The sequence below is a fragment of the Lysobacter enzymogenes genome (assembly GCF_017168095.1).
Taxonomy (GTDB): Bacteria; Pseudomonadota; Gammaproteobacteria; order Xanthomonadales; family Xanthomonadaceae; genus Lysobacter; species Lysobacter enzymogenes_D.
In genome coordinates, this window is the sequence record NZ_LXSD01000280.1 from 1 (window position 1) to 11,979 (window position 11,979).

The window sequence follows — 11,979 nt, forward strand, 5'->3', positions numbered from 1 at the left end:
CGGCGCCACCGCCGCGGCGCCCGCACCGGCGCCGGAGCCGGTCGAGTTCCGCTGCGTCAACGGCCTGCGCGTGCGCAAGCAAGGCAGCAGCTACTCCAGCGACGGCCGCTGCTGAGCGCGCGGCCGCCGCCATGACGCGGTCGCGCCTTTGAGCTAGCGTAGGCGCCCTGTTCTCCGCTTCATCCGGATCGCCGCTTCGATGCGCATCGCCGACGCCAGCTACGGTTCCAACGAAGACGGCCTGATCTGGGGCTACCGCTTCGTCCCGGGCCAGCCGGCGCAGCCGATCAGCACCGACACGGTCGCCGCGTTCCTGTCCGCGCCCGCCGACGGCGACGGCGGCGGCGGGTTCCTGTGGCTGCACTTCTCGCTGTCCAACACCGGCAGCGAGCGCTACCTGCGCCGCGCCCTGCGGATGCCCGACGCGTTCTACGACAGCCTGCGCAGCGAGGTCGGCTCGACCCGGCTGGAGCTGGACGACAACGCCCTGATCGCGGTCGTCCACGACGTGCTGTTCGACTCCAGCTTCGACGCCTCGGAAGTCGGCACCACCACCTTGTGCATCGGCCCGCGCCTGTTGGTGAGCGCGCGCCTGCGGCCGCTGCGCTCGGTCGACCAGCTGCGCGCGGCGGTGCGCGCGGGCCAGGCGTTCCGCTCGCCGGTGGAGCTGCTCGCGCATCTGCTGCGCGACCAGGCCAGCGTGCTCGGCGAGATCCTGCGCAAGTGCACCCAGCAGGTCGACCGCATCGAGGACCGCCTGCTCGACAACCGCATCGCCAGCGACCGCACCCAGCTGGGCTCGCTGCGCCGCAGCCTGGTGCGGCTGCAGCGGCTGCTCGCGCCGGAGCCGACCGCGCTGTTCCGCCTGCTCAGCCGGCCGCCGGAGTGGATCGGCCGCGACGACATCGGCGACCTGCAACAGGCCGCCGAGGAGTTCTCCACCGCGATCGGCGATTCGGCGGCGCTGGTGGAACGGGTCAAGCTGATCCAGGAAGAGCTGGCCGCGCTGGTCAACGAACAGACCGGGCGGACCTTGTTCGTGCTGACCGTGGTCACCGTGGTGGCGCTGCCGATCAATCTGGTCGCCGGCCTGTTCGGCATGAACGTCGGCGGCATGCCGCTGGCCGGGAACCCGCACGGGTTCTGGGCGGTGGTGCTGGGCCTGTGCGTGCTGACCGGGGTGCTGGCCTACGCCGCGTTCGGCCGGCGCCGCGACTGACATCGCAACCAGAGCGCGGCTGAATGCGCGTCGCGTCCACGCGCTTGGTCGCTGCATCACAAATCCAAACAATTCGCCGCACGCCGCCGGACGGCTTTGCTATAGAGGAACGGCAGCCGCCGGCAGGGCGCAGGCCCGCGTCGGTCCGCTGCGCTGTCGCACCTTCAACCGCACGTCCAACCATATGAGGGACTATATGAAGAAGGCAATCGATATGCCGCTGATCGTCAAGAGCGGCCCGCGTCTGATCGAACCGCTGTCGACCCTGGAAGCCCACGACGTCCAGCCGGAAGTGACTTCCGACGAGCTGGACTTCCTGGAAGCGCACGCCAAGTAAGGGCGCCACAAGCGCGTCCGGCGTCGTCCGCCGGCGCGGCGACGGCACGGAGCCCGCCTCCGTGCCGCCGCATCCGCGGCGCCGCGGCGCGCCGCATCCAGCGCAAGGGAGAGCGCTCCGCATGATTCCTCTGGAACGAGAACGCAGCCTCGAACAGGCCGAACGCGCGCTGCGCGGCTTTCTCGATGCGCAAGGCTGGCGCGCCGAACTGCAGCGCGCCGGCGCGCCGTTCGCGGCGACCATCTGCACGCTCTACGACGAGGCCGACGGGCGCCCGCTCGGCAACGGCTTCGGCAAGGGCGAAGCCGAACCGGCGCGGGTCGGCGCGCTGTTCGAAGCGGTCGAGCATCTGTTCACCGGCAAGGCGCCCGCCGACGCCGAACTGAGCCTGCGCAGCGGCGCCGATTGCCTGGCCGATCCGTTGCTGGCCGCGCTGCCGTTCCGCGCCGCGTTCGCCCAGCAGCCCGAGCGCCGGCTCGCCTGCCGCCGCTATCGCGCCTTCGACCCGCGCGAGCCGGACGCGGCGCTGCCGCTGTTCCTGTCCTACCCCACCTACCTGGACTGGCGCCCGCCGCAGGACGACTTCGATTACGCCGCCGCGCTGCGCTTCGGCTCCAACAACGGCACCGCGATCGGCAGCAGCCTGGAAGAAGCCGCGGTGCACGCGATCGGCGAATTGATCGAGCGCGATGCCTGGTCGCTGTTCCTGGCCGCGCATTACCTCGGCGATCCGGCCGCGCACGGCTACCGCCTGGCGCCGGACGACCTGCCCGCGCCGCTGGCCCGGCGCCTGAGCGAGGCCAGCGCGCAATTGCAGCGCGAGATCCTGCTGATCGACGCGCGCAGCGACCTCGGCGTGCCCTGCTTCATCGCCACCGCCGCCGACCTGCGCGACGGCGAGCTGCTGCACCCGTGCGGCTACGGCGCCTCGCTGTATCCCGAACATGCCGCCACCCGCGCGATCACCGAGCTGGTGCAGACGCTGGAACTGCCGCGGCTGCAGCCCCGGCTGAGCGGCTACCCGCAAGCTGTGCTCGGCGCCTTGTCCGCGTATCCGAAGCTGCGCGACTGCGCGGTGTTCGCGATCGACCGCGCGCGCCTGCGCCGCGGCCGCTGGGACTACCCGGTGCCGGCGCCGATGCCGCCGGCCGAGTTGCTGCCGCAGCTGGTCGCGCGCCTGCGCGCGCGCGGCATCGACCTGCATTACGCGATCAACCACGAAGAGCCCGGGCGCTTCTGCGTGGTCAACGTGGTGTCGATGGCGCTGGAGCGCTTCTTCCTGGTGTGCTCGGGCATCGTCATGGCGCCGGGGCAGCGCGGGCGCGAGCTGTTGGCCGGACGCTTGCCGGTGCCCGGCAGCGCGGCGGCGCGCGAGGCCGAGGCGGCTGTGGCCTGAGTCCGTCGCCGCCGACCGCGCCCGCTTGGGCGCGGCGCGGTTTCGCGGTCGCGTGGCTAACTCAATCGTCCCGGCGCAACAGGCTCGGAGCGCTGCGATCCGTAGCGGACGCTTCAACGCGCGGTACCGTTCCGGCGAAGCGGCTTGCTCGTATTCGCTGATGGCGCAGATCGAATAGACGCGGCAGTCGGCTCAACGCGGAAACTCGATGACCGAACTCGCCTCGGGCAATTCGTTGCGGCGCTCGGCCGCGAGCCCGTAGGCGCGCGGCTGCCACGGCCGCTCTCCCAGCCCTCTCGCCGCGGGGTAACGACCGATCAGGCGGAAGCCGTCGAAGCCGTAGCCGACGCCTTCGCCGAGCAGCGGCGCCGCCGCGTCGGCGACGTGGAAATGCAGGTGCGGGCCGGTCGAGTCGCCGGTGAAGCCGAGTTCGCCGAGCGGCTGGCCGCGGCGCACGCGCTGGCCCTGCGTCACTTTCACGCTGCCCGGCCGCAGGTGCTCGTAGACCGCGTAACGGCCGTCGCCGAGCGCCAGCGACACGTAGTTGCCGGCGGCGCGGTCGAACTCGTTGCGGGTCTGCTGCGACACCCGCTCGTTCTCGGCGACGCCGTCGCGCGCCGCGGCGATGGTGCCGTCGGCCACCGCCAGCACCGGCTCGCCGTAACCCAGCGCGTTGGCGGCGATGTCGGCGTCGCCGCGGGCGGTGCGCCCTTGCGCGTCGACGCGGACGAAGTCGATGGCGTAGCGTCCCGGCAGGCGCGCGCGGCCGTCGAGGGTGTAGAACACCCGCCGGTGTCCGCGCGGCCACTGCGGCGCATAGATCGCCGCCCACGGCCCGCCGCGCAGCGGCGGCGCCAGTTGCAGCGCCGGCGCCGGGCGCGGAACCACCTGCGCGCCTTCGACCTGCCCCGGCTCGGCGCCGGGCACGGAGAATTCGACCTTGTGCCGCAACGCGCGCGGCGCGGCCGCAGGCAGATCCAGTTCCAGATACAGCACCGCGCGCTCGCCCGGCCGCAGCGCGCCGTCGAGCGCCGCGTTCTGCGCGCCGATCACCCGGCCGCGCGCGGCCAAGGCCTCGCCGCGCCACGCCTCCAGCGCCGCGCCGCTGTCGGCGTCGAGCACGCTGAGCCCGTCCAGGCGCAGCGGCGCCGCGCCGAAGTTGGTCAGGTGCAGTTCGTACAGCAGGCGCTCGCGGCCTTCGACCGCGACCGGCGCGGGCGCTTGCGGCACGGCCAGATCGAGCGTGTCCGCGGGCGCGGCGGAGGCGCCGCCGCAGGCGAAGGCGGCGAGGACGAGAGCGGACGCGAACAGGCGGCGCATGCGGCGGTTCCGGGCCGGAGGAAGCGGGATCGGGAGCGGCTCGGCGAAGACGCGAACCGAGCGCGCAGCTTCGGCCACGCCGGCCGCCGCGTCCCCTGCCGTTTGTCATCAACCCCGGCTGCGATGCACCGGTCGCGAGGCGAGCGCGAACGTGCGGCCCGAAGCGCGAAGCAGCGGGAGTGCGATGGCCCTGGCGTTGCCGAGCGGCGACGCGACCGGATGCGCGCGGACCGTCGCCTGTCCGTCGTTGCGGCCTCGTCGCGGCGGCGATGTCCTGGAAACGCGAACAGGTGTGGATTCCGGCCGCGGGTTTCGGTGCTTGCGTTCGCATCGCCAGTGGAGAATCATCCTGCTCCCGCGGCCAAGGAGGCCGCTTGCCCGCCCTGCCAAGACATGGACCGTCGCCTTCTGCGCGCCCCGCGCCGCCCGCTCCCACCTGTATTCGCCGCGCTGCTGGCGACGGCGCTGGCCGCCTGTTCGAGCTCGGTGCCCGAACGCCAGGTCCGCGAAGACTTCGCCACCCTGCAGCAGACCGGCGCGATTCCGGCCAAGGCGCGGCTGGAACGCATCGAGCTCCAGCGCGGCGGCGGCGACGGCGCCGACATCGAAGTGTATTTCTGCCTGCCGGCCGACGACGGCCCGACCCGCGGCTGCGAACCGCGCAATGCCGGGTTGTCCTACCAGAAGCTCGGGGGGCGCTGGCAGTTGTTTTCGGTGGAGGCGGAGCAGTTGGTGCAGTGAGCGTGGCGTGGCGGCTTGGGGCTTGCGAAATGTGCGCGAGCGCCGAACGCTCCCGTCGCCGCGAGATCACGCACGGACGCCGAATTCTCCAACCGTCATTCCCGCGCAAGCGGTCTCTGTGTTACTTCGGCAAAGCCGAACATCCATGGCTGCATCGAGTCATGACGCTGAAGTCTCTGGATCCCCGCTTTCGCGGGGATGACGATCTGGAAGAGACGGGACGAAACCTACCTGCCGTCATTCCCGCGAAGGCGGGCTCTGTTTTACTTCGGCGAAGCCGAACATCCAGGGCTGCATCGAGGCATGACGCTGAAGTCTCTGGATCCCCGCCTTCGCGGGGATGACGGCTTGAGAGAGACACCGCGAAACCTACCTGCCGTCATTCCCGCGAAGGCGAAGCCGAACATCCAGGGCTTTATCGCGACATGACTCTGAAGTCTCTGGATCCCCGCCTTCGCGGGGATGACGATCAAGAAGAGACGCGACGAAACCTACCTACCGTCATTCCCGCGAAGGCGGGCTCTGTTTTACTTCGGCGAAGCCGAACATCCAGGGCTTCATCCAAGCCGAACATTCAGGCCGTTGCGCTTGCCCGCCCTCGCCCTCACCTTCCCCATCGCCCGCCGCACCCGACCGCGCCAGCCACGCCTCGTTCTTCCCCGGCCGGCGCAGCTTGTCCAGGTAGTAGTACACCACCGGCGTCGTCAGCAAGGTCAGCACCTGGCTGGCCATCAGACCGCCGATGATCGCCACGCCCAGCGGCTGGCGCAGTTCGGCGCCTTCGCCGAAGCCGATCGCCAGCGGCAGCGCGCCCAGGGCGGCGGCCAGGGTGGTCATCAGGATCGGCCGGAAGCGCAGCATCGAGGCCTCGTAGATCGCCTCGCGCGCGCCGATCCCGCGCGAACGCTCGGCCTGCAGGGCGAAGTCGATGATCAGGATCGCGTTCTTCTTGACGATGCCGATCAGCAGCACCAGCCCGATCAGCGCGATCACCGAGAACTCCATGCGCAGCAGCATCAGCGCCAGCACCGCGCCGATTCCGGCCGAGGGCAGCGTCGACAGCACGGTCAGCGGATGAATCAGGCTTTCGTAGAGGATGCCCAGCACGATGTAGATCGCCACGATCGCCGCCAGGATCAGCAGCGGCTGGCTCTTGGTCGTGTCCTGGAAGGCCTTGGCGGTGCCCTGGAAACTGCCGTGCACGTTGGCCGGCAGGCCGATCTGCGCCTGCGCGCGCGCGATCGCGTCCTGGGCGTCGCTGAGCGAGCGGTTCGGGGCGAGGTTGAACGAAATGGTGGTCGCCAGCTGCGCATCCTGATGATTGATCGAGGTCGGCGCGGCCGCGTCGGCGAAGCGCGCGATCGCCGCCAGCGGCACCATCTGCCGCGGGCTCTGGGTCAGCGCGCTGCCCTGCGAGGCGCCGCGCACCGGCGAGGCGGTCGGCCCCGATTGGGCCTGGCCCACGGCCGGCGTCGCTTGCGCCGGCACGTACAGATCATTGAGCGCGGACGGATCGCGCGCGTAGACCGGGTCGACCTCCTGGATCACGTGGTACTGGTTGAGGTTCTTGTAGATGGTCGAGACCTGGCGCTGGCCGAACGCATCGTAGAGCGCGTTGTCGATATCGACCGGGGCGATGCCCAGGCGCGAGGCGCTGGAGCGGTCGATGGTGACGTAGCTTTCGACCCCGTGCGGCTGGGTGTCGGAATCCACGTCGGTCAGTTCCGGCTGTTGCTTCATCGCCGCGGTCAGCGTGTCGGCCCAGCGCCGCAGGTCGTCGCTGCTGTCGCTCTTGAGCGTGTATTGATAGGTCGAATTGCTCTGCCGCCCGCCCAGGCGCACGTCCTGGACCGGGTTGAGGAACAAGGTCGCGCCGCTGATGCGCATCAGCTTCGGCCGCAGCCGCGCGATCACCTGCTCGCTGCTGTCGCGGCGCTGCGGCTTGGGCTTGAGGGTCACGAACACGAAGCCGCCGCCGGCGCGCGAGCCGCCGGTGAAGCCGACCACGGTGGCCACCGCCGGATCGTGGCGCACCACCTCGACGATCTCCTGCAGCTTGCCCTGCATGGCCTGGAAGGAAATGCTCTGGTCCGCGCGCAGGCCGCCGGTCATCTGGCCGGTGTCCTGTTCGGGAAAGAAGCCCTTGGGAATCTTGACGAACAGCCACGCGTTGAGGACGACGGTCAGCGCCAGCAAGGCCAGCATCAGCCCGGCGTGGTCGAGCGCCCAGCGCAGGCTGGCGCCGTAGGTCCGGCGCAGCCGCTCCAGGCCGCGCTCGAGCCACGCGCCGATCCGGCCCGGCGGTTGTTCCTGCGCGTGCGGGCGCAGCAGCCAGGCGCACATCATCGGCGTGGTGGTCAGCGACACCAGCAGCGAGATCAGCACCGCCGCCGACAAGGTCACCGCGAACTCGCGGAACAGCCGGCCGACGATGCCGCCCATGAACAGCAGCGGGATGAACACCGCCACCAGCGACAGGCTGATCGAGACCACGGTGAAGCCGACCTCGCGCGCGCCCAGCAGCGCGGCCTGGAAGCGCTCCATGCCGCGTTCCAGATGGCGGCTGGTGTTCTCCACCACCACGATCGCATCGTCGACGACGAAGCCGGTGGCGATGGTCAGCGCCATCAGGCTGAGGTTGTTGAGGCTGAAGCCGAGCAGGTACATGACCGCGACCGCGCCGAGGATCGACGCGGTCACCGCCACGCCCGGCACCAGGGTCGCGCGCCAGCTGCGCAGGAACGCGCCGACCACCAGGATCACCAGCACCAGGGCGATGGCCAGGGTGGCGCCGACTTCGTCGAGCGAGGCGCGGATGGTGTTGGTGCGGTCGGAGGCGATCGACAGCTCGATGTCGGCCGGCAATTGCCTGGCCAGGGTCGGCAGCGCCGCGCGCACGCCGTCGACGGTGCGGATGATGTTGGCGCCGGGCTGGCGGCTGATCACCGCCACCACCGCCGGCCGGCCGTTGAACAGGCCCATCGTGTGCACGTCCTCGACGCTGTCGACGACCCGCGCCACATCGCGCAGGCGCACCGCGGCGTTGTCGCGCCAGGCCACCACCAGGTCGCGGAAATCCGCCGCGCTCTGGCCGGTGTCGTTGGTGTAGATCTGCAACGCGCGCGCGCCGTCCTCGACCACGCCCTTGGGCCGGTTGGCGTTGGCCGCCGAGATCGCCGCGCGCACGTCCTCCAGACCGATGCCGTAGCGGTTGAGCGCGTAGGGATTGATCTCCACCCGCACCGCCGGCAGCGAGCCGCCGCCGATCTCGACGTCGCCGACGCCGTCGACCTGCGACAGGGTCTGCTGGACGATGTTGGTCGCCGCCTCGTAGATCTGCCCGGGCGTGCGGCTCGGCGAGGTCATCGCCACGATCATGATCGGCGCGTCGGCCGGGTTGACCTTGCGGTAGCTCGGGTTGCTCCTGAGCGTGGCCGGCAGGTCGCCGCGGGCGGCGTTGATCGCCGCCATCACATCGCGCGCGGCGCCGTCGATGCTGCGGCCGAGGTCGAACTGCAAGGTCACCCGCGCCTGCCCGATCGAGCTTTGCGAGGTCATCTCGGTGACGTCGCTGATCGTGCCCAGGCGCCGCTCCAGCGGCGTGGCCACGTTCGCCGCCATCGTCTCCGGGCTGGCGCCGGGCAGGTTGGCGCTGACCGAGACGGTCGGGAAATCCACCTGCGGCAGCGGCGACACCGGCAGGCTGAAGAACGCCGCGACCCCGCTCAGCGCCAGGCCCACGGTCAGCAGCACCGTGCCGATGGGCCTGCGCACGAACGGCGCCGACAGGTTCATGCCTGCGGGTCCGGTTCCGCGCGCATTGCGGCCGCGCCCTCGCCGGCCGGCGCCGCGCCGCGCTTGCGGCCGAGCCGGTCGAAGGCCAGGTACACCACCGGCGTAGTGAACAGGGTCAGGATCTGGCTCAGGATCAGCCCGCCGAAGATCGCGATGCCCAGCGGCCGGCGCAACTCGGAGCCCTCGCCCCAGCCCAGCATCAGCGGCACCGCGGCGAACAGCGCCGCCAGCGTGGTCATCAGGATCGGCCGGAAGCGCAGCAGCGCCGCCTGCCGGATCGCCGCCATTGGTTCCATGCCCTGCTCGCGCTCGGCGTCGATGGCGAAGTCGATCATCATGATCGCGTTCTTCTTGACGATGCCGATCAGCAGGATGATGCCGATGATGCCGATCACGCCCAGGTCCGAGCCGCTCAGCATCAGCGCCAGCAGCGCGCCGACGCCGGCCGAAGGCAGGGTCGACAGGATCGTCAGCGGATGGATGTAGCTCTCGTAGAGCACGCCGAGCACGATGTAGACGCACACCACCGCGGCCAGGATCAGCCACAGCTCGTTCTGCAGCGAGGCCTCGTAGGCGTTGGCGGCGCCGAGGAAGGACAGGCTCACCCCGGCCGGCAGCTGCGCCTGCTTCGCCGCGGCGCGGATCGCATCGACCGCGCTGCCCAGCGACACGCCCGGCGCGGTGTCGAAGCCGACCGTGGCGGCGGGGAACTGGGCGACGTGGTTCACCTGCAGCGGCGCGGCGCGCTCGCCGATGCTGGCGATCGCCGCCAGCGGCGTCGGCGCGGTCGCGGTCGGCAGGTGCAGGCGGCCGAGGTCGGCCGGGCTCGCGGCCAGGCCCGGCGCGGCTTCCAGGATCACCCGGTATTGCGAGGTCTCGTCGAAGATCGTCGAGACGATGCGCTGGCCGAACGCGCTGTACAGCGCCTCGTCCACGGTCGAGGCGCTGATGTTCATGCGCGCGGCGCTGTCGCGGTCGATCGCCACATAGGCCGAGGCGCCGGTGGCGCCGGCGTCGGTGATCACGTGGCGCAGCTGCGGCAGTTCGCGCAGCTTCGCCGCCAGCGCCTGCGCGCTGCGGTCGACCGCGGCCTGGTCGGAGCCCTGGATCGAGAACCGGTTCTGGGTCGGCCCGGTCTCCGCGTCGATGGTCAGGTCCTGCACCGGCTGCACGTACAGGCTCGCGCCGGGCACCGCCAGCGCGCGCTCGCGCAGGCGCTGCATGATGTCCTCCTGCGACGCGCTGCGTTGGTCCTTGAGCTCGATCAGCATGCGTCCGGCCGACAGCAGCGTGGTGTTGGCGCCGTCCACGCCGATGTAGGAACTCAGCGAGGCCACGTCCGGATCGGCCAGCAGCGCCTTGGCCACCGCCTGCTGCGCGCGCGCCATGCCGGCGTAGGACACCTCGCGGTTGTAGCGCACCTGCGCCTGCAGCTGGCCGGTGTCCTGGACCGGGAACAGGCCCTTGGGAATGACGATGTACAGCGCGACCGTCAGCGCCAGCGTCGCCGCCGCCACCAGCAAGGTCGCGCCCTGCCGCGCCAGTACCCAGTCCAGCGCCACGCCGTAGCGCTCGATGGTGCGGGCGATGAAATCGTCGCGCGGGCCGTGTTCGTCGTGGCCCTGCGGCTTGATCCAGCGCGCCGCCAGCATCGGCGTGAGGGTCAGCGACACCACCGCCGAGATCACGATGGTGATGGCCAGGGTGATCGCGAATTCGCGGAACAGCCGCCCGACCACGTCGCCCATGAACAGCAGCGGGATCAGCACCGCGATCAGCGACACGGTCAGCGAGATGATGGTGAAGCCGATCTGGCGCGCGCCCTTGAGCGCGGCCTGGAACGGCGGCTCGCCGCGCTCGATGTAGCGCGAGATGTTCTCGATCATCACGATCGCATCGTCGACCACGAAGCCGGTGGCGATGGTCAGCGCCATCAGGCTGAGGTTGTCGAGGCTGAAGCCGAGCAGGTACATCGCGCCGAAGGTGCCGATCAGCGAAATCGGCACCGCCAGGCTGGCGATCGCCGTGGCCGCGACGCTGCGCAGGAACGCCAGGATCACCGCCACCACCAGCACGATCGCCAGCACCAGCTCGAACTCGACGTCGCGCACCGAGGCGCGGATGCCGGCGGTGCGGTCGCTGAGCACCGCGACCTTGAGCCCGGCCGGCAGGCCCGCCTGCAGGTCCGGCAGGCGTTGCCTGATCGCATCGACGGTGGCGATGACGTTGGCGCCGGGCTGGCGCTGGACGTTGACGATGATCGCCGGGGTCAATCCCGACCACGCGCCCAGGCGCACGTTCTCGGCGCTTTCGACCACCTTGGCCACGTCGCGCAGGCGGATCGGCGCGCCGTCGCGCCAGGCCACGATCAGTTCCTGGTACTGCTCGGCGCTGGCGAGCTGGTCGTTGGCGTCGATGGCGTAGGAGCGGCTGGGCCCGTCGAAGCTGCCCTTGGCGCCGCTGGCGTTGCCGTTGGCGATGACCGTGCGCAGGCTGTCGATGCCCAGGCCGTAGGAGGCCAGCAACTGCGGATCGGCCTGGATCCGCACCGCCGGCCGGTTGCCGCCGCTGAGCGAGACCAGGCCGACGCCGCCGACCTGCGAGATGCCCTGGGCCAGGCGCGTATTGACCAGGTCCTGCACCTTGGTCAGCGCCAGCGTGTCGGAGGTCACCGCGAGCGTCAGCACCGGCGCGTCGGCCGGATTGACCTTGGCGTAGACCGGCGGCGCCGGCAGGTCGGCCGGCAGCAGGTTGCCGCCGGCGTTGATCGCCGCCTGCACTTCCTGCTCGGCCACGTCCAGGGTCTGGTCGAGGTCGAACTGCAAGGTGATGACCGAGGCGCCGGCGGCGCTGGTCGAACTCATCCGGCGCAGGCCCGACATCTGCCCGAACTGGCGCTCCAGCGGCGCGGTCACGGTGTGCGCCATCACTTCCGGGCTGGCGCCGGGATAGGCGGTCTGCACCTGGATGGTCGGGTAGTCGACTTCCGGCAGCGCCGACAGCGGCAGCAAACGGAAGCCGGCCAGGCCCGCGAGCACGATCGCCGCCATCAGCAGCGAGGTCGCGACCGGGCGCAGGATGAAGGGCCGCGAGGGATTCATGGCGCGCGGCTGCGCTGGCCTTCGCCGCCGTCGCCAGCGCCTTGCCCGCCCTGCCCGCGCGCGCCGCGGC

7 protein-coding genes are annotated in these 11,979 nt (G+C 70.9%); 4 read left to right on the plus strand and 3 right to left on the minus strand.

The window, feature by feature from the left end; translation table 11 throughout:
• The first annotated feature begins 199 nt into the window (after window positions 1–199).
• The 3 genes from A7A76_RS08615 (at window position 200) to A7A76_RS08625 (ending at window position 2,952) form a co-directional block, all read left to right on the plus strand.
• Complete coding sequence (locus tag A7A76_RS08615) at window positions 200–1,219, plus strand: transporter (protein ID WP_206410816.1); 1,020 nt, start codon at window positions 200–202, stop codon at window positions 1,217–1,219.
• Window positions 1,220–1,415: 196 nt separating this feature from the next.
• Complete coding sequence (locus A7A76_RS08620; RefSeq protein ID WP_172437252.1) at window positions 1,416–1,556, plus strand: hypothetical protein; 141 nt, start codon at window positions 1,416–1,418, stop codon at window positions 1,554–1,556.
• 121 nt (window positions 1,557–1,677) lie between these two features.
• The gene (locus tag A7A76_RS08625) at window positions 1,678–2,952 is read left to right on the plus strand and encodes a YcaO-like family protein (protein WP_206410817.1); all 1,275 of its coding nucleotides are present in this window, start codon (window positions 1,678–1,680) and stop codon (window positions 2,950–2,952) included.
• A 192-nt stretch (window positions 2,953–3,144) separates the two neighbouring features.
• Here the strand turns inward: A7A76_RS08625 and A7A76_RS08630 are convergent, their stop codons facing one another.
• Window positions 3,145–4,272, minus strand: coding sequence for a M23 family metallopeptidase (locus tag A7A76_RS08630; protein WP_206410818.1), 1,128 nt, complete (start codon window positions 4,270–4,272; stop codon window positions 3,145–3,147).
• A 393-nt stretch (window positions 4,273–4,665) separates the two neighbouring features.
• On the opposite strand from A7A76_RS08630, the gene A7A76_RS08635 reads away from it, so the two are divergent.
• Window positions 4,666–5,013 (plus strand): hypothetical protein, encoded by a 348-nt coding sequence (locus A7A76_RS08635; RefSeq protein ID WP_206410819.1) that lies wholly within the window; start codon window positions 4,666–4,668, stop codon window positions 5,011–5,013.
• A gap of 501 nt (window positions 5,014–5,514) precedes the next feature.
• Here A7A76_RS08635 and A7A76_RS08640 read toward each other — a convergent pair.
• Window positions 5,515–8,808: an efflux RND transporter permease subunit gene (locus A7A76_RS08640; RefSeq protein WP_206410820.1), complete on the minus strand. Its 3,294-nt coding sequence runs from the start codon at window positions 8,806–8,808 to the stop codon at window positions 5,515–5,517.
• Window positions 8,805–11,909, minus strand: a complete 3,105-nt coding sequence (locus tag A7A76_RS08645; RefSeq protein WP_206410821.1) for an efflux RND transporter permease subunit — start codon at window positions 11,907–11,909, stop codon at window positions 8,805–8,807. Before A7A76_RS08645 ends, A7A76_RS08640 begins: the two co-directional genes overlap by 4 nt.
• Window positions 11,910–11,979: the final 70 nt, after the last annotated feature.

Excerpts from the sequence above, each read along its gene's own strand:
- A7A76_RS08615 (WP_206410816.1), top strand. The coding sequence starts at position 200 with ATGCGCATCGCCGACGCCAGCTACGGTTCCAACGAAGACGGCCTGATC.
- A7A76_RS08620 (WP_172437252.1), top strand. The coding sequence starts at position 1,416 with ATGAAGAAGGCAATCGATATGCCGCTGATCGTCAAGAGCGGCCCGCGT.
- A7A76_RS08625 (WP_206410817.1), top strand. The coding sequence starts at position 1,678 with ATGATTCCTCTGGAACGAGAACGCAGCCTCGAACAGGCCGAACGCGCG.
- A7A76_RS08630 (WP_206410818.1), bottom strand. The coding sequence starts at position 4,272 with ATGCGCCGCCTGTTCGCGTCCGCTCTCGTCCTCGCCGCCTTCGCCTGC.
- A7A76_RS08635 (WP_206410819.1), top strand. The coding sequence starts at position 4,666 with ATGGACCGTCGCCTTCTGCGCGCCCCGCGCCGCCCGCTCCCACCTGTA.
- A7A76_RS08640 (WP_206410820.1), bottom strand. The coding sequence starts at position 8,808 with ATGAACCTGTCGGCGCCGTTCGTGCGCAGGCCCATCGGCACGGTGCTG.
- A7A76_RS08645 (WP_206410821.1), bottom strand. The coding sequence starts at position 11,909 with ATGAATCCCTCGCGGCCCTTCATCCTGCGCCCGGTCGCGACCTCGCTG.